This is a genomic window from Cellulomonas sp. PhB150 (assembly GCF_003755175.1).
In the GTDB taxonomy this organism is placed as follows: Bacteria; Actinomycetota; Actinomycetes; order Actinomycetales; family Cellulomonadaceae; genus Cellulomonas.
Genome location: NZ_RKHX01000001.1, coordinates 1000459 through 1017519 on the forward strand (window position 1 = coordinate 1000459; position 17061 = coordinate 1017519).

The following is a 17061-nucleotide window of genomic DNA, read 5'->3' on the forward strand; positions in this document are numbered from 1 at the left end:
AGGTTTTCCGCGGGTCAGGCGTGCGGGACGGCGCGCGCGCGGACGTCGCCGGGCGCGACCGCGAGGCGCAGGGGTGCACCGACGCGCAGGTCCAGGGCCGCGGCCCGCGCGGGCGCGAGGTCGACGACCACGTCGGCCGACGTCCGGACGCGGACCCCGGTGGCGCCGTTCTCGACGTCGACGACGCGGGCGTCCCAGCCGGTCGCCGAGACCTCGACCGCCGACGGGGCGAACGTGACCTGAGCGCGCGCGCCGGTGGGCGGGGCGTCCGGACCGCACGGGACGACGACGCCCTCGGGGCCGACGAGCGCCCCGTCGGCCATCGTGCCGACGACCAGGTTGACCCCGGCGAGGGCGGCCGTGAACGGGTGCACGGGGTCGGTGAGGACCGCGAGCACGTCGCCCTGCTCGACGACGCGACCGTCGTGCAGGACGACCACGTGGTCGGCGAGCGTGAGCCCGTCGACCAGGTCGTGCGTGACGAGCACCGCCGCGGTGCGCGTGCGACGGACCTGGTCGCGCACGAGGTCGCGCAGCTCGGCCGCGGTGCGGACGTCGAGCTGGGCGAAGGGCTCGTCGAGCAGCATCACGGCCGGTCCGGGCGCGAGCGCGCGGGCGAGCGCGACGCGCTGGCGCTGGCCGCCCGAGAGGGCACCGGGACGTCGGGCGGCCTGGTCGGCCAGGCCCACGTCGGCGAGCCACCGCGCGGCAGCGGCGCGGGCGTCCCTGGCCGACGTGCCGCGGCTGCGCGGTCCGAAGGCGACGTTCTCCAGCGCGGACAGGTGCGGGAAGACGAGCGGGTCCTGACCGAGCAGCCCGACCGAGCGGTGCTCGGGGCGGACACGGTCGCCGGTCGCGGCGTCGGTCAGGACGCGGTCGCCGATCGCCACGCGGCCCTCGTCGGGCATCAGGAGGCCCGCGATCGCGTCGAGCAGGGTCGACTTGCCGGCGCCGTTGGGGCCGACGACGGCGACGATCCGGCCCGGGTGGGCCTCGATCTCGGCGTCGAGGACGAAGTCGCCGCGGCGGACGAGGACGCGGGCGTGCAGGTTCGCGGTCACGCCGCCCTCCCGGGCCGCCACGCGCGGGCGGCGAGCAGCACGGCGACCGCAGCCGCGACGAGCAGCAGGGACAGCGCGACGGCCGTCCCCTGCGACACGCCGGAGCCGTTGAACGCCGAGTAGATCGCCAGCGGCATGGTCTGGGTGACCCCGGGGGTGTTGCCCGCGAACAGCGCGGTCGCACCGAACTCCCCGAGGGCACGCGCGAAGCACAGGACCGTGCCGCTGATCAGGCCGGGCGCGACCAGGGGCAGCGTGATGCGGCGCAGGACGGTCCAGCGGCCGGCACCCAGCGTCGCGGCGACGACCTCGTAGCGGGTCCCGGCCGTGCGCAGGGCGCCCTCGAGGCCGAGGACCAGGAACGGCATCGCGACGAACGCCTGGGCGATCACGACGGCGGCGGTCGTGAAGGGCAGCCGGATGTCGAACCAGACGTCGAGCTGCTCACCGAGGAGACCTCGCCGGCCGAGCAGGTAGAGCAGCGCGATGCCGCCGACCGTCGGCGGCAGCACGAGCGGCAGCGTGACGAGGGCCCGCAGCAGGTCGGCACCCCACCCGTCGGCCCGCGCGAGCAGGACCGCCAGCGGGACGCCGAGCAGGAGGCAGATCACGGTCGCGGCGATCGACGTGGTCAGCGACAGGGTCAGCGCGCGGACGGCCGCGGGCGAGCTGACGTCGGACGGGAGCGAGGACCAGTCGGCGCGGACGACGAGGGCCACGACGGGCAGCACGAGCAGGCCCACCGCGAGGGCGGCGGGGGCCCAGAGCAGTCGAGGGGAGCTGCTCGTCCTGCCGGAGCTCACGGCGCGGTGAACCCCTTGTCGGCGAGCACCTGCTGGCCCTCGGCGGACAGGACCAGGTCGACGAAGGCCTGGGCCGTCGCGACCTCGTGGCCGTCGTCGCGTGCGTCGTCGCCGAGGGCGGCGATGGGGTACTTGTTGACGACGCCGGCCGCCTCGGCGAAGTCGACGCCCTCGACGTCGTCGCCGGCCTTGAGGACGTCGGTGCGGTAGACGAGGCCCGCGTCGGCCTCGCCCGAGACGACCTTGGTGAGCACGGCACTGACGCTCTGCTCCTCGCTGGCCGGCTTGAGCTCGACCTTCGCCGCGTCCAGGACCTGCTGCGAGGCCGAGCCGCAGGGGACCGCCGCGGCGCAGAGGACGACGATGCCGCCGTCGTCGGCCAGCGTGGCGAGGTCCGCAAGGCTCGTGACCTTCTTCGGGTTGCCGGGCGCGACGACGATCTGGAGCGTGTTCGTCGTGAAGATCGTCGGGGCCGACGCTGTCAGGCCGGCGTCGACGACCGGCGTCATGGTCTTCTCGTCGGCCGAGGCGAAGACGTCCGCGTTGCCACCCTCGACGAGCTGGGTCGCCAGGGTCGACGAGCCGTCGTAGGTCACGGGGTTGACCGTGACGTCCGGGTGGTCCGCGGCGAACGTGGCGGCGAGCTCGTCGAACACGGGCTGCAGGCTGGCGGCGGCGAAGATCGTGAGCTCCCCGGTGAGGCCGTCGCTCGGGACGCTGCTGCTGGGGCTCCCGGTGCCTGCCTCGTTCGTCGACGTGCAGCCCGTGAGGGCGAGGAGGGCCGCGAGCACGAGGGCCGTGCGGACTGTCGTCGTGCGGGTCATCGGGCGCCCCCTGAGGTCTCGACGACGACCGTCGTCGCCTTGACCACGGCGGCCGCGCGCGAGCCGACCTCGAGGCCGAGGTCGCGCACCGCCTCGCTCGACATCAGGGAGACGACGCGGAACGGACCGCACTGCAGCTCGACCTGCGCCATGACGGTGTCGGCGGTGATGGCGGTGACGAGCCCGACGAAGCGGTTGCGGGCCGACGTGCGGCCGGCGTCGGGGTCGTCGGGCGTCCTGGCGCGTTCGACCGCGAGGGCAGCGAGGGCGGCTCCCTCGACGACCGTTCGTCCGGCCTCGGTCTGGGCGTCCAGGGCGCCAGCCTCGACCCAGCGGCGCACCGTGTCGTCGCTGACGCCGAGCAGCGCGGCGGCTTCACTGATCCGGAAGAGAGTCACAACCGGGAGCCTAGTGCCGCATCCACGTTTCAAATCGCGCAATGCAAGCGCACATGCGGAACGGGCCACTCCTCCCCTCACGGGCGATCCTCGCCTGTGGATGACGCGCTCGTGATGTCAGAGGCGCCTCGTACACTTGTTCGAGTCGGACATTCCGGGCGGAGGGCAGGTCATGGGCGTCGAGCGCAGCGAGCTGATCGCGACGATCTCCGCATGCGCGGACGCTCTGCACGAGCTCACGGTCGACGGCCTCGACGGCCGCGAGGCGGCCGAGCACCTCCTGGCGATCGACGCTCTCGCGGGCCGGTTCACGGCGTTGTCGGCCCGCCTCGTGCCGGTGGTCGAGGCCGATGGCTGGTGGGCGGTCTCGGGCGCGCGGTCGATCGCGTCCTGGCTCTCGACGACGAGCCGGATGGCCCACGGCCGCGCGAAGCGGCTCGTCGCGATGGGCCGGGCGTTCGCGGCAGAGCTCGAGGCGACGGGTGAGGTCGCCGCGGGCGGCGAGCTGCCGATCGATCACGCCGAGGCGCTCGTCCGGCATGCGCCGACGTCGGCGTTGCGACGCGAGACGCTCGCCCGGCCCGCGGCCGAGTGCGGCGAGGACTTCCTGCTCTCCCACGCCCCGCTCTTCGGCGCCGACACGTACACGCGCCTCGTCAAGCGATGGGCCGCGGCAGCAGACCCCGAGTCGGACGACCGCGGCTACCGCAAGGCGAGCGACCGCGAGCACCTGACGCTGTCGGACACGACGGGGGGCGCCTTCCTCCGGGGGTTCCTGACGGCCGAGCACGGCGCGATGCTGCGCAGCGCCCTCGAGGCGGTCATGGTGCCGCCCGCCAAGGACGACGAGCGGACGACGACGCAGCGTCGCGCCCAGGCGCTGGCCGACCTCGCGCGCCTCACCCTGGACCACGGTCTCGCCGGCACCGGCTCGGACGTGCGCCCCCACCTGAGCTGCGTCGTGGACTTCGAGACGCTGCAGCGTGCGGTCCGCCGCGCGTACGGCGACGAGACGGACGAGTGGGGCCATGGGGACCGCGAGGACACGAGCGGCGAGGACCCGAGCGGCGAGGACCCGAGCAGCGACGACACGAGCAGCGAGGACCCGAGCGGCGAGGAGGCCAGCGACGGGAGCGCCGGCGGCGCGCCCGACAGCGGCGCAGCGAGCAACCGTCGCGCTCCAGGTCCGGCCACTCGGCCGCTGAGGCTTGCGTCGGTGGCCGACATCGAGCGGTTCGCGGTGGGTGAGGTGCTCGGCATGGGCCCGATCCCCGGCTCGGTCCTCGCCCGGCTCGCGTGCGACAGCGAGGTCACGCGCGTGGTCTTCGGGCCGTCCTCGCAGGTCATCGACGCGGGCCGGGCCGAGCGAACCTTCTCGGGGCCGCGCCGTCGGGCGATCATCGCCCGCGACCAGACCTGCCGGTACCCGAGCTGCACCGCGCCACCCGCGTTGGGCGAGCTGCACCACGTCGACCACTGGGCTTCCGGCGGTAGGACGGACATCAACGCGGGCATCCTGCTCTGCTGGTACCACCACGACCTCGTCCACCGGCTCCGGATCAGCATCAGCCGGTCGCCCGGCGGCGGCTGGACGTTCACGACGAGGCACGGCACCGCCCTGCCCCGCGCCGCGTAGGGGCTGCGGCACACGGATCGTGCCGACACCGATCGTGCCGACGACCTGCGGTTCTGCGCGTCGGCGAGTTGCCGCTCAGTCCCCCTCTTCGCACGCCCGGACGGGTAGGTTCCGGACATGGCGAAGAAGGCGGACAAGAAGAAGCTGTCCAACAAGGTCTACGAGGCGGAGCTCTTCCGCCTCCAGACCGAGCTGGTCACGCTCCAGGAGTGGGTCAAGGCGACGGGCGCACGCATCGTCGTGATCTTCGAAGGACGCGACGCAGCGGGCAAGGGCGGCACCATCAAGCGCCTGACCGAGTACATGAGCGCCCGCACGGCGCGCATCGCGGCCCTCCCCGCGCCGACCGAGCGCGAGAAGACTCAGTGGTACTACCAGCGCTACGTCAACCACCTCCCCGCCGCGGGCGAGATCGTCGTCTTCGACCGCTCCTGGTACAACCGCGCGGGCGTCGAGCGCGTCATGGGCTTCTGCACGCCGCAGGAGTACAGCCGGTTCATGCGGCAGACGCCGATCTTCGAGCAGATGCTCGTCGAGGACGGGATCCTGCTGCGCAAGTACTGGTTCTCGGTGTCGGACGGCGAGCAGCTCAAGCGGTTCCGCTCGCGCTTGAACGACCCGCTGCGCCAGTGGAAGCTGTCGTCGATGGACCTCGAGTCGATCTCGCGGTGGGAGGAGTACTCGCGCGCCAAGGACGAGATGCTCGTGCACACCGACGTCCCGGCCAGTCCCTGGTACATCGTCGAGTCGGACATCAAGAAGAACGCCCGCATCAACATGCTGGCGCACCTGCTCTCGACCATCCCGTACACCGACGTCCCGCGGGACAAGATCCACCTGCCCGACCGGCCGGCACCTTCGAGCGGGTACGAGCGCCCCCCGCGCGACCTGTCGACGTACGTGCCCGACCAGGCCGCCCGCCTGCAGGGTGACCGCGAGAAGGACCTGTAGCCGGTCTCGTCGGCCGCCGACGACGGTCCGACGAACGTCACGTGGCGCGCCCGTTGCGTCCGCCGCGTCGACCTGCGACGTTGGACGCCATGTCGGCCCCCACGTCCTCCCCCGGGCCGACCCTGCGCGTCCGGGTCCCCGGTGTCTCCCCCGCGGTGCGGGACTTCCTGGCCACGGAGGCCGGGTCGGCCGTCGTCCTCCTGGCCGCCACGGTCCTCGCCCTGGTGTGGGCGAACTCCCCGTGGTCGGACGCTTACGAGACGTTCTGGTCGACGACCGCCGGGTGGCACGTCGGCAGCTGGTCGATCGACCTCGACCTGCACCACTGGGTCAACGACGCCGCGATGGCGGTCTTCTTCGCGGTCGTCGGTCTCGAGATCAGCCGCGAGGTCAGCCACGGCGAGCTGCGTGACCGCCGGACCGTCGCCGTGCCGGCACTCGGCGCCCTCGGCGGCCTCCTCGTCCCGGTGCTCATCTACCTCGCGTTCACGGCCGGCACGGACGCCATGCACGGCTGGGGCGTCGTGATGTCGACCGACACCGCGTTCCTCGTCGGGATCCTCGCGCTGTTCGGCCCCGCCTGCCCGGACCGCCTGCGGCTGTTCCTGCTGACGCTCGCGATCGTCGACGACATCGGTGCGATCACCGTGATGGCCGTCTTCTACTCGGACGACGTCGACCTCATGGCGCTCGGCCTCGCCGCGCTGGTTGTCGTCGCGATGCTCGTCATGCGGTGGCTGCGGGTCTGGCAGCTGACCCCGTACGTGCTCGCCGGCCTCGTGCTGTGGGGCGCGGTGCAGGCCTCGGGGGTGCACGCCACCCTGGCGGGCGTGCTCGTCGGGCTGCTCGTGCCGGCCACCCTCCCCCGCCGCGAGCACGTCGAGGCCGTCGCCGGGTACGCCGGCGACCTGGTCGACGACGCCACCGCGGAGCGCGAGCACCTCGCCGAGCTGGCCGCGCGGGCCGCCGTGCCGACGAGCGACCGGCTGCAGCGGATGCTGCACCCGTGGAGCGCCTACGTCGTCGTTCCGCTGTTCGGCCTGGCGAACGCGGGCATCGAGCTCGACCCCGAGACGCTGTCGGACGCGATGCGCTCACGCCTGACGATCGGGGTCGCGGTCGCGCTCGTCGTCGGCAACGCGGTCGGCATCACCGGTGCTGCGACGCTCGCCATCCGGCTGGGGCTCGGCGAGCTGCCCGGTCGCGTGCGGTACGGGCACCTGCTCGGCGGGGCCGTGCTCGCGGGGATCGGGTTCACGATCTCGCTCTTCATCGCGCAGCTGGCGTTCGACGACGAGACCCAGCTCTCCGAGGCCAAGATCGGCATCCTCGCGGGATCGCTGATCGCTGCCGTCCTCGGGTCGATCCTGCTGCGCTGGCTCGGCGAGAAGCTGCCGCTGTGCTCGCCCGGGACGGACGGGCCACCGCCGTCGCTGCCGCCCCTGCCGTGGGGCGTCCAGGTCTGACCTCGCGGCTCCAGGTCAGGCACCCGAGTCTCACGCGATCGGGTCGTCCTCGCCGTACGGCGGCAGGCGCAGGGTGCGCGCGTCGGTCGCGACGATCCGGTCGCTGGCGTCGAGCAACGTCTCGACCGTGTCGACGCCCGCCCGGACCAGCCGGCCCGACAGCGCGTCGAGCGTTCCCTCGCCGAACGCCGTGACCAGCGCGACGACGGCCTCGAGCGGCGTCCAGTCGGTGCGCCCCTCGTGCATGGGCATCGAACCCGTCATGTCGGTCTCGACGTGGCCCGGCGCGAGGTCGAGGACCCGGATCCCGCGCTCGCGGTACTGGGTGTCGACCATCGTCGTGAGCCGTGCGAGCGCGCCCTTGCTGATGCTGTAGCCCGTGTACGTCGAGGCGCGGCGGTACCCGGATCCGGAGTTGAGGTTGAGCACGCGGCCACCGCCCCGCGCGAGCATCGCCGGGAGCACCGCGTGCGTGACCAGGAGCGGTCCGCGCACGTTGGTCTCGATGACCCGCCACGCGTCCTCGACGTCGTCCGCGACGAAGTCGGTCTCGGCCCGCTCGATGACGCCCGCGTTGTTGACGAGCAGACCGATGCCGCCGAGATCGGCCTCGGCCCGCGTCACGGCGTCGGCGACCTCGGTCGCGTCGACGAGGTCCGCCGACGCCGCGAACGCCGTGCCACCCGCTGCCCGGATCTCGGCGGCGACCTGGTCGACGTGCGCGCGCGTCCGCCCGACGAGCGCCACCGCGAACCCGGCCCGCGCGAGCCCCGACGCGATCCCGCGTCCGATGCCGCGACCACCACCCGTCACGAGTGCCGTACGAGGGACAGGGGCGGGAGCGGAGAGGTCGGTCACCGCTTCATGGTGCCGCATCGCCCGGGGACGCGACCGCCCGAGGGAGGTGTGCAGCCAGTCCCGGCCCGACGGGTCAGGCCGTCGCCGCCGCGACGGCCTCGCGCAGCGCCGCGAGCTCGACGCGACCGCGGAACCGGGTACCCCCGACGAACAGGGTCGGCGTCCCCTGCACGCCCGCGGCGAGGCCGGCGAGGTAGTCGCTCTCGACAGCCGGCGCGTACCGCTGAGCACCCGCGCCGGCGAACGCGGCGGGGTCGAGCCCGAGCGTCGTGGCGTGGCGACGCAGGTCGGCGTCGGCCAGGTGGCCCTGGTCGGCGAAGCACAGGTCGTGCAGGTCCCAGAACCGGCCGTGCGCCGCCGCCGCCTCGGACGCCAGCGCGGCCGTGAGGGCGTGGGGGTGCACCTCGAACAGCGGGAAGTGCCGCCAGACCAGCCGGACCTGCCCTCCTGAGGTGTCGACCAGCTCGCGCAGCACGGGCGCCGCGGCCCGGCAGTGCGGGCACTCGAGGTCGCCGTACTCGGTCACGGTGACGGGTGCGTCCGGCGACCCGTACGCGTGCCGCTCCGGGGCGGCCGAGGGGACCGGGGCCGTGGCGGTCGGGGAAGCAGAGGCGGCGGTGGCGGGGGCGTCGTCCATGGTCAGAGCATGCACGCTGCGCGCGGCGATGCCCATGCCGGACAGCGCGGGACAGAACAGCCGGGCCGGTCAGAACAGCCGGGTCGCCTCGAGGTCGAGCAGGAACCGCTTGCGCTCGATCCCGCCGGCGTACCCGGTCAGCGACCCGTCGGCGCCGATCACCCGGTGGCACGGGACGACGATCGCCAGCGGGTTGCGCCCGTTGGCGGCGCCGACGGCCCGCGAGGCCGTCCGCGGGTCGAGCCCCACGTCGACGGCGAGCTGCCCGTACGAGCGCGTCTCGCCGTACGGGATCCGCATCAGCCCTTCCCACACGCGGCGCTGGAACGCGCTGCCGACCAGGTGCAGCGGGAGGTCGAACGAGGTGCGGATCCCCGCGAAGTACTCCGCGAGCTGCCGCGCGGGCTCCTCGAAGCCGTCGTCGGCCGGGGTCCCGAACGCACCCCGCGCCGGCGACCCGTCGAGCTCCGGCAGCAGGAGCTTGCTCAGGACGCCGTCGGTCGCCACGAGCGTGACCGGGCCGACCGGCGAGGGCACCACGGTGTGCGTGACGACGCCCGCGGGGCCCGCCAGGTCGTGGAGCGTGTCAGCCGTCATGGTCGTCATCCTGCCGTCCTTTCGTCGTCGGGCCGCCGGTGCGAGCAGGCCCTACGACGTAGACGGCGCGCGGACGCACGATGTGAGATCGGCCGTCAGGACCGGTCCGGCTCCCGCCCGTCGTCGTCCGCGCCGTGCTCGTCCTGCGAGTCCTCCGCGTTGTGCTCGCGCTCGTCCATGACGTCCTGCCCCGGGCCCTGGAAGTTCCGCGAGCGCTCGAGCGCCTCGACGCTGCCCGTGAACAGCCGCGAGTCGCTCCCGACCGGACGCATCGTCTGGGTGTCGTCCATCGCCCAGCCGCCCGGCAGCGGGAGCGGTCCGGTCGCGGCCTGCGAGGCGTCGTCGGGCACGGTCACAAGCGGGACGGTGCCCGACGAGACGGGCACACCCGCAGGCGGTGGCACCTCGGCGTCCTCGGCACCCGGATCCTTGCCCGCCGCGAGCGCAGCCGCCGGGTCGGGCGCGACGTCCGGACGCAGCGCACCGGCCACCGCCGGCCCGTCGGTCGGCGAGACGTTCGCGGCCCCCTCCCACCGCGTGCGCGGGATCGCGTGCGGCGCCTCGCGCTGCGCCCACTCGACGAGCCCCTCGCGCACGTAGCAGCGCAGGTCGAACAGCGTGGGTGCGTCGGCGGCGCTGGCGAGCGCACGGACCCGCACGGAGCCGCCGACGGCGTCGACCACCTGCAGGATCCCGACCCGGCGGTCCCACAGGTCCGTCGCGTCGAGCAGCCGGGTGAGCTCGTGGCGCATCGCCTGGACCGGGACCTGCCAGTCGACGTCGAGCTCCACCGTGCCGAGCAGCTCGGCCGCGCGACGGGTCCAGTTCTCGAAGGGCGTCGTCGTGAAGTAGGTCGACGGCAGGATCAGCCGCCGGTCGTCCCACGCGTGCACGACGACGTACGTGAGCGTGAGCTCCTCGATGCGTCCCCACTGACCGTCGACGACGACCACGTCGTCGACCCGGATCGCGTCGGTGAACGCGAGCTGCATGCCCGCGAAGACGTTCGCGAGCGACGACTGCGCCGCGAGGCCCGCGACGATCGAGAGCAGGCCGGCCGAGGCGAGCAGGCTCGCGCCGAACGCCCGCGCCGACGGGAACGTGAGCGCGATGCCCGCGGCGGCACAGACCACCAGCACGGCGACCGTCACGCGCCGCAGGACCTGGACCTGGGTCCGCACCCGGCGGGCGTGCCGGTTGTCGGCGACGTCGGTGCGGTAGCGCGCGAGCGCGGCGTCCTCGAGGACGAAGGCGAGGCTCCCGACGAGCCACGTGACCGCGACGATCAGCGCCACGAGCAGCAGGTGCTCCATCACCCGCCGCCAGTGCGCCAGGTCCGTGCTGATCCGTAACGCGATCCACACGGCGACGATGACGAGCACGGCACGCAAGGGCGTCCGCGAGCGCCTGGTCAGGTCCGCGGCGATCGACGAGCGCCGGGCCAGGCGCCCGACGAGGGCCCCGACGAGGGCCGACACCGCCACGGCGACCACCCCCGCGACGACGACGGCGAGGACGACGAGCAGGACGTCGGTCACCTCGGTGGCCGCCTTCTCGACATCCGGCTGCGCGGCGGCGAGGTTCGGGGGGCTGAGGACGGGGTGGGCAGTCGTGAGGAAACGGATCACCGGCACAGGTTAGGCGCCGCACCCGTGAGCGGGCAGACTCGCGCGGTGGACGTCCCCCTCGACCCCGGCCCGCTCCTGGGATCCCTGCGCGCCCACGCGATCCCCGGCGTCGAGGACGTCGACGTGGACGCCGGCACCGTGCGGCGAACGGTCCGGCTGGCCACCGGGCCGGCCGTCGTCGAGGCCACGCTGGCTCCCGACTCCGTCCAGGTCCGCGTCGTCGCGGGCAGCGCGTCCGACGACGACCTCACCGCGCTGGCCGAACGGTGGTTCGGCCTGGCCGACGACGTGGCGGCGGTCGGACGGCACTTCGCCGACGACCCGGTCCTCTCCCCGCTCGTCGCCGCGCGCCCCCGCCTGCGGATCCTCGGCCACCCCGACGGCTTCGAGGCGGCCGTCCAGACCGTTCTGGGCCAGCAGGTCTCGCTCGCCGCGGCCCGCACCTTCACCGGCCGGTTCGCCGCCGCGTTCGGGACGCCCGGGCCGGGCGCCTCCACGGTGTTCCCGACCCCGGCCGACGTGGTCGGGCGCGACGCCGACGAGGTCCAGGCCGCCGTCCGCGTCACGGGTGCCCGCGCCCGCACGCTCGTCGCCCTCGCGCGGGCCTGCGCCGACGGGCTGGCCCTCGCGCCCGGTGTCGACCTCGCCGACGCCCGCGCCCGTCTGCTCGCCCTGCCCGGCATCGGCCCGTGGACCGTGGAGTACCTCGCGCTGCGGGTTCTCGGCGATCGCGACGCCTTCCCTGCAGGCGACCTGGTGCTGCGCCGCGCGCTCGACGTGCCGGACACGCGCGCGGTCGACGAGGCCGCCCGCGCCTGGTCACCCCTGCGCGCCTTCGCCGCCCAGCACCTGTGGACCGTCACGGCCTACCCCGTCTGACCTGCGGCGACCTCGCCCGACGCACCGGCGCCCCGATCCGTTGACACTCCCGAGGTCCCGATCGCGTGACGGTCACGTCACCGTTGGGCGACGATTCGCCCGTTCCCGCCCGACGCGCGCCCCGCACCCCTAGCGTCACGACCATGACCACCTCGACGGCACGACCCACCCACCGCACCGGCGCCGTGCTCGCGGGCGCCGCCCTGCTCGTCGCACTGCTCGCGGGCTGCTCCGCGAGCGATGACGCGGGGTCCGCCAGCGAGCCGGCGTCCGTCGCGGGTGGCGCCGACAGCGCGGCCGACGGCGTCGCCGCGAGCACCGAGGAGGGCGGCGACCAGGCGTCCACCCTCCCGGCGAGCGGCGAGGAGCGTCAGGTCGTCCAGACCGGCGACCTGGACCTGCGCGTCAAGGACGCCCGCACGGCGACCGACGCGGTCGTGACGCGGGTCGAGGCGGCGGGTGGCCGCGTCGACGACCGCTCGGAGCAGGCCACCACCGAGGACTCGGCGGGCAGCGCGACACTCGTCGTCCGCATCCCGGCCGACCAGGTGACTCCCGTGATCGACGGGCTGGACGCGATCGGGACCGTCGACCGCATCGACCTCAAGTCCACCGACGTGACGGGGGCCGCGCAGGACCTCGACGCCCGGATCCACGCGCTCGAGGTCTCGGTCGACCGCATGGACGCCCTGCTGGCCAAGGCCACGACGAGCAAGGACATCATCGACGCGGAGAGCGCGCTCACCGAGCGCCAGTCGAACCTCGAGCAGCTCCAGGCCGAGCGCAACCGCCTCGCGGACCAGGTCTCGCTGTCGACGCTGACGGTGAACGTCTACGGCCCCGACGTCGCGCCACCGGTGGAGACCGAGGGACCGACCTCGTTCCTCGACGGGATCGGCGTCGGGTGGGACGCGTTCCTCTCGTCGGCCAAGGCCGTGCTCGTCGTGGCAGGCGTGCTGCTGCCGTGGCTCGCGTTCGGCGGGGCGATCGCGGCCGGCATCGTCGCGCTCGTGCGCTGGAACCGCCGCCGCCGTCCGGCCGGCCCGGTCGCCCAGCCCGCGCCCATGCGCGCGTACGTCGCCCCGGCCGAGCAGGACGGTCCGCCGCGGGCCGACGGCTGACAGGTGCCGGCTGGCGGCGCGGTCAGCCGATCCGGGCCGCGACCGCCGCCTCGACCTCAGGTCGGAGCGTCCGCGCGAACGTCGTCGTGAGGTGCCCCCAGTCGAACAGGACGATCACCCCGCCGATCACGTCGCGGCAGGTCCCGTCCTGGCAGAGCAGGTCGTTGACGTCGAGCACGTCGACGAGACCTGTCGTGTCGGCCGCGGCGACGTCGGCCAGCGGGTCCGGCTCGAGGGCGACATCCGCAGGGGTCGAGCACTGCGCGTAGTGCGAACGCTCGCGCGCCACGCAGTCGGGCGCGTTCTCGGCGGCCGCCGGGGTGTCGCGCAGGACGAGCACGGGGATGCCTGCATCGGTGAAGCGGGCCACCACCCGGGCGTAGGCCGCGCGCGCGGTCGCGACCTTGTCGTCCTCGCTCACGCCCACCAGCGGTTGGAACGTGCGGTCGGACATGATCACGAGGTCGGGCGCCTCCGTGATCACGGCGTCGACGGCCCAGGCGTTCCACGCGCTGCAGCCGTCGCTCGCCTCCGCGGTCTCGATCTCGATCGGGACGTCCACGGTGTAGCAGACCGAGGCGAGGTAGGTGGACAGCTGCCAGCTCTCCCGGTCGAGCTGGTCCTGCAGCGCGGGAAGCCAGTGGCCGGCGTGCGAGTTGCCGAGCAGCGCGATGCGCTTCGTCGGCGTCGTCGAGCCGTACTCGCACACGTGGCGAGACGTGAAGGGGGCGTTGTTCCAGCAGCCGTCGCGGTAGACGTCGGGGGTGTCGGTCGCCGCCACGGTCGGGCTCGTGAACAGCGTGTCGCCGACGAGGTCGCAGGCGCTGTCCCTGGCGGCCTCGGCTCCGAAGCACTCCGGCGAGCTCGCCTGGACCGCCGCGAACGTCGCGCGCTCCTGGTCGAGCCGGTCCGAGCCCCACGCGCCGGCCGCGGTCGCCGCACCCGCGGTCAGCGCCATGCACAGCCCGCCGACCAGGAACGTGCGGCCCACCGAGCCCGTCAGCCGCCGGTCGGAGCGCACCGGGTCCTCGACGAGAACCTTGGTGAGCGCGGCGAGCAGTACCGACGCGGCCAGGATCGCGAGCTTCATCGGCCAGCTCATGGCTGCTCCGAGCGCGAACGGCAGCAGGATGATCAGCGGCCAGTGCCACAGGTAGACCGCGTACGACAGGTCGCCGAGCCGGACGACGGGCCGCCGCCCGAGCACCCCGCTCGGGCCTCCGCGCGCGTCGTCGGCGTCCGCCCAGATCACCGCGGCGGCGCCCAGGGTCGGCAGCAGCGCGGCCACGCCGGGGAACGGCGTGCCGGCCGAGAACTGCGTCGCCGCGGCGACGATCGCCGCCAGGCCGCACCACGCGAGGACGGCCCGCACCGGCGCGGGCAGCGAACGGCGCGTGACCAGCACCGCGACCAGGCCGCCGAGCGCGAGCTCCCACATGCGGGTCCGCGTGACGAAGTAGGCGCGGGCCGGGTCGTCCGTCGTGAGCTGGACGCCGTACGCGAGACTTGCCGCGAACACCGCCCCGATGCCCACCGCCACCGCCACGCGAGAGCGACGCAGGCGCAGCCCGACGAACGCCACGAGCCCGATCACGAGGGGCCACACGACGTAGAACTGCTCCTCGACCGCGAGCGACCAGAAGTGCTGCACAGGCGTCGGCGTGTTGTCCGCTGCGAGGTAGTCGGTCGCCTGCTGCGCCAGAGACCAGTTCTCGGCGTAGAACGTCGCACGGACCGCCTCGTGCGCCGCACGCACGAGCAGTCCGCTGGGCAGCAGCACGGCCGCGGCGACCACCGTCACCAGGAGGACCAGGCTCGCGGCCGGCAGCAGTCGCCGGACCCGGCGGGCCCAGAACTGCGCGAGGTCGCGCGGCCGGCGCGGGGGGTGGCGCAGCAGGTGGGACGTGATGAGGAAGCCCGAGATGACGAAGAAGACGTCCACGCCGACGTAGCCACCGCGCAGGCTCGCCGGCCACAGGTGGTAGACGACGACGAGCGCCACCGCGAGCGCGCGCATCACCTGGATGTCGCGGCGGGGGGCGGGCTGCTCACCGCGCGCGGGCCGCGTGGCGGGCAGCGCGAGGGCTGTCGGGGAGGTCGTCATGAAGGGCGCCGGGGTCGGGGGTCGGCGCACCGCATCGTAGTTCCGGCGCGTGTGAGCCCGCGCCCGGTGCGTCGCTCGGGGGTGCCAGGTCGGACGACCGCCGGTCGGCGGCGTGGGGCGGGGCTGCGGCTCCTTTGTTGGAACCACAGCCCCGCGCTGGGCCGGTCGGGTCACCCGAAGGTGAACGAGAACGCCTGCACGCCCTTCGACGGCGCGATCTCCACGGTGCCCTCCGCGACCTTCGACCCCTCGACCAGCGTGTACGCCTTGGGCGAGCCGGACACCTCGACGGTGTCCCGGCTGACCTCGGCGCCGTTCGCGTCGCGCCGGATCACGTCGACCGTCCCGGACCCGCCGAGCACCGCCTGCACGACGGCCGCGTGGTACGTCAGCCGCAGCCGCGCGTCGGCCCCCGCGGTCGCGCCCTGGTAGTCGGTCGTCCACGTGCCGCCGAACGCGACGGTGTCGGGCTTCTGGTCGGCCGGGAGCGTCGCGGAGAACTCGCCCTCCTGGTAGTCGCCGTCGACGTTGCGGTGCTTGCTCACGGACAGGAACGTCTCGGGCGTGATGTCGCCCTGGGGAGTCGTGTCGCCGACCTGCGTCTCGGCGGGCAGGTCGACCGACGGGTTCGCGTCCTTGAGCAGCGTCCGGATGAGCTTCTCGGTCTGCTCGTAGCCGCCCTCACCCTGCGAGACCTGGCGCACCTGGCCGGTCGCGTCGATGAGGTAGTGCGCCGGCCAGTAGCGGTTCCGGTAGGCGGTCCAGGTGGCGTAGGAGTTGTCCTGCGCGACCGGATAGGTGATGCCGAGGCGCTTCGCGCCGTCGACGACGTTGCGGGTCTCGCGCTCGAACGCGTACTCCGGGGTGTGGACGCCGATCACGACGAGGCCGTCGTCGGCGTAGGCCTTGTCCCAGGCGGTGACGTGCGGGACCGAGCGCTGGCAGTTGATGCAGCTGTATGCCCAGAAGTCGATCAGCACGACCTTGCCCTTGAGGTCGGCGAGCTTCAGGCCCTGGCCGTCGGGGGTGTTGAGCCAGGTGTCGATGCCGCGGATCTCGGGCGCCGGCCCGCAGTCCTCGAGCGTCGCGGAGTTGTTGGTGCAGCGCGACAGGCCCTTGTTCTCGTCCGTCGTCAGGCCACCGAGGTTGAGCTGGCTCTGCACGGTCTTGTCCGCGGCGATCTTCGACTGCAGCGTGTCGGTGTACCCGGGCAGCGCGCGCTGGATCGCGTCGGTGAGGTTGAAGGAGAGCGCCAGCGCGAGGGCGAGCATGAGCGCGCCGCCGATCTTGCGGACGGTGCCCTGGTGGGCGCGGAACGCCGCGACCCGCTCGGCGACCTTGCGGCCCGCGAGCGCGAGGATGAGCAGCGGGATGGCGGCCCCGATCGCGAAGGCGACGGTCAGCACCACGGTGCCCGGCCCGACCGTCCCGGTCGCACCCGCGACCGTGATCGCCGCGAGCACCGGCCCGGCGCACGGCACGTAGACCGCGCCCAGACCGAGGCCGAGGACGAACCCGCCGCGGCCCTGGCCGGGCGCGCGCTTGGGGGTGAGCCGCTGGAACGGCCGCTCGATGATCTCCTCGAAGCGCGGCACCAGGAGGCCGACGCCGAGGATCGCCAGGACGGCGATGCCCGCCCACCGCAGCAGGTCCTGCGGGAGACCGAGCAGCGACAGCACCAGGGTGCCGAGCAGGGTCACGACCGTGAAGCTCGTGACCAGGCCGGCGATGACCAGGTACGGCCGCGCCGACTCGCCGCGGCTCGGCGGGGTCTCGACCGGACGCTCGGCGACGGCGACGCCGCCCGCTTCCCCGGCCGGCGGAGGAGCGGCCCGGGACAGGAAGGCCGGTTGGGCCATCGCCCCGACTCCCCCGGCGGCGCCGCTCGCGCGGGCCACCTTGATCTCGGTCCGCGCGGGACGGGCGTTCTCCACGCCACCCGCGAAGAAGACGACGGGCAGCACGGGGAGGATGCACGGCGAGATTCCCGTGACGAGTCCTCCGACGAGGCCGATGAGCGCGAGCGTGAGCAGGTCCATGGCGGAGGTTCGGCGCGGCGACCCGCTCGGATGGGCCCGAGGCTGGTCGAGAACTCGTC

The 17061-nt window shown here is 73.9% G+C and carries 15 protein-coding genes; 5 read left to right on the forward strand and 10 right to left on the reverse strand.

Annotated features, from left to right (window positions below):
• Positions 1-14: 14 nt before the first annotated feature.
• Genes EDF34_RS04680 through EDF34_RS04695 form a run of 4 tightly spaced genes read right to left on the reverse strand, consistent with a single transcriptional unit; the run spans position 15 to position 3086 of the window.
• Positions 15-1061 (reverse strand): ABC transporter ATP-binding protein, encoded by a 1047-nt coding sequence (locus EDF34_RS04680; RefSeq protein ID WP_123370676.1) that lies wholly within the window; start codon positions 1059-1061, stop codon positions 15-17.
• On the reverse strand, positions 1058-1864 hold the full coding sequence (locus EDF34_RS04685) for an ABC transporter permease (protein ID WP_123370146.1): 807 nt from the start codon (positions 1862-1864) through the stop codon (positions 1058-1060). The genes EDF34_RS04680 and EDF34_RS04685 overlap by 4 nt, the downstream gene beginning before the upstream one ends.
• Positions 1861-2688 (reverse strand): molybdate ABC transporter substrate-binding protein, encoded by an 828-nt coding sequence (gene modA / locus EDF34_RS04690; protein WP_123370147.1) that lies wholly within the window; start codon positions 2686-2688, stop codon positions 1861-1863. Before modA ends, EDF34_RS04685 begins: the two co-directional genes overlap by 4 nt.
• On the reverse strand, positions 2685-3086 hold the full coding sequence (locus EDF34_RS04695) for a molybdopterin-binding protein (RefSeq protein WP_123370148.1): 402 nt from the start codon (positions 3084-3086) through the stop codon (positions 2685-2687). The genes modA and EDF34_RS04695 overlap by 4 nt, the downstream gene beginning before the upstream one ends.
• 172 nt (positions 3087-3258) lie before the next feature.
• Between EDF34_RS04695 and EDF34_RS04700 the strand changes: the two genes are divergently transcribed.
• The 3 genes from EDF34_RS04700 (at position 3259) to nhaA (ending at position 7139) form a co-directional block, all read left to right on the forward strand.
• Positions 3259-4722: an HNH endonuclease signature motif containing protein gene (locus EDF34_RS04700; RefSeq protein ID WP_123370149.1), complete on the forward strand. Its 1464-nt coding sequence runs from the start codon at positions 3259-3261 to the stop codon at positions 4720-4722.
• A 117-nt stretch (positions 4723-4839) separates the two neighbouring features.
• Entirely contained in the window at positions 4840-5673 is an 834-nt protein-coding gene (gene ppk2 / locus EDF34_RS04705; RefSeq protein ID WP_123370150.1) for a polyphosphate kinase 2, read from the forward strand.
• A gap of 89 nt (positions 5674-5762) precedes the next feature.
• Positions 5763-7139: a Na+/H+ antiporter NhaA gene (nhaA, locus tag EDF34_RS04710; RefSeq protein ID WP_123370151.1), complete on the forward strand. Its 1377-nt coding sequence runs from the start codon at positions 5763-5765 to the stop codon at positions 7137-7139.
• A 30-nt stretch (positions 7140-7169) separates the two neighbouring features.
• On the opposite strand, the gene EDF34_RS04715 is transcribed toward nhaA, so the two are convergent.
• The 4 genes from EDF34_RS04715 to EDF34_RS04730 all read right to left on the reverse strand — a co-directional run bounded on the left by EDF34_RS04715 (position 7170) and on the right by EDF34_RS04730 (position 10859).
• Complete coding sequence (locus EDF34_RS04715) at positions 7170-7997, reverse strand: SDR family NAD(P)-dependent oxidoreductase (protein WP_233575177.1); 828 nt, start codon at positions 7995-7997, stop codon at positions 7170-7172.
• Between the two features lie 73 nt (positions 7998-8070).
• Positions 8071-8634 (reverse strand): thioredoxin domain-containing protein, encoded by a 564-nt coding sequence (locus tag EDF34_RS04720; RefSeq protein WP_123370677.1) that lies wholly within the window; start codon positions 8632-8634, stop codon positions 8071-8073.
• Positions 8635-8703: 69 nt separating this feature from the next.
• Entirely contained in the window at positions 8704-9240 is a 537-nt protein-coding gene (locus tag EDF34_RS04725) for a methylated-DNA--[protein]-cysteine S-methyltransferase (RefSeq protein WP_305038122.1), read from the reverse strand.
• Positions 9241-9326: 86 nt separating this feature from the next.
• Positions 9327-10859, reverse strand: coding sequence for a mechanosensitive ion channel family protein (locus EDF34_RS04730; protein ID WP_370450026.1), 1533 nt, complete (start codon positions 10857-10859; stop codon positions 9327-9329).
• Positions 10860-10904: 45 nt separating this feature from the next.
• Between EDF34_RS04730 and EDF34_RS04735 the strand changes: the two genes are divergently transcribed.
• Positions 10905-11738 (forward strand): DNA-3-methyladenine glycosylase, encoded by an 834-nt coding sequence (locus EDF34_RS04735; protein WP_199737632.1) that lies wholly within the window; start codon positions 10905-10907, stop codon positions 11736-11738.
• A 143-nt stretch (positions 11739-11881) separates the two neighbouring features.
• Positions 11882-12859 carry a DUF4349 domain-containing protein gene (locus tag EDF34_RS04740; protein WP_123370154.1) on the forward strand — a complete coding sequence of 326 codons (978 nt, stop codon included), beginning with the start codon at positions 11882-11884 and terminating at the stop codon, positions 12857-12859.
• 22 nt (positions 12860-12881) lie between these two features.
• On the opposite strand, the gene EDF34_RS04745 is transcribed toward EDF34_RS04740, so the two are convergent.
• Together EDF34_RS04745 and EDF34_RS04750 are read right to left on the reverse strand one after the other, a co-directional pair.
• Positions 12882-14993, reverse strand: coding sequence for an acyltransferase family protein (locus tag EDF34_RS04745; RefSeq protein ID WP_233575178.1), 2112 nt, complete (start codon positions 14991-14993; stop codon positions 12882-12884).
• 140 nt (positions 14994-15133) lie between these two features.
• Positions 15134-17002: a cytochrome c biogenesis protein DipZ gene (locus EDF34_RS04750; protein ID WP_233575179.1), complete on the reverse strand. Its 1869-nt coding sequence runs from the start codon at positions 17000-17002 to the stop codon at positions 15134-15136.
• Between the last annotated feature and the right edge of the window lie 59 nt (positions 17003-17061).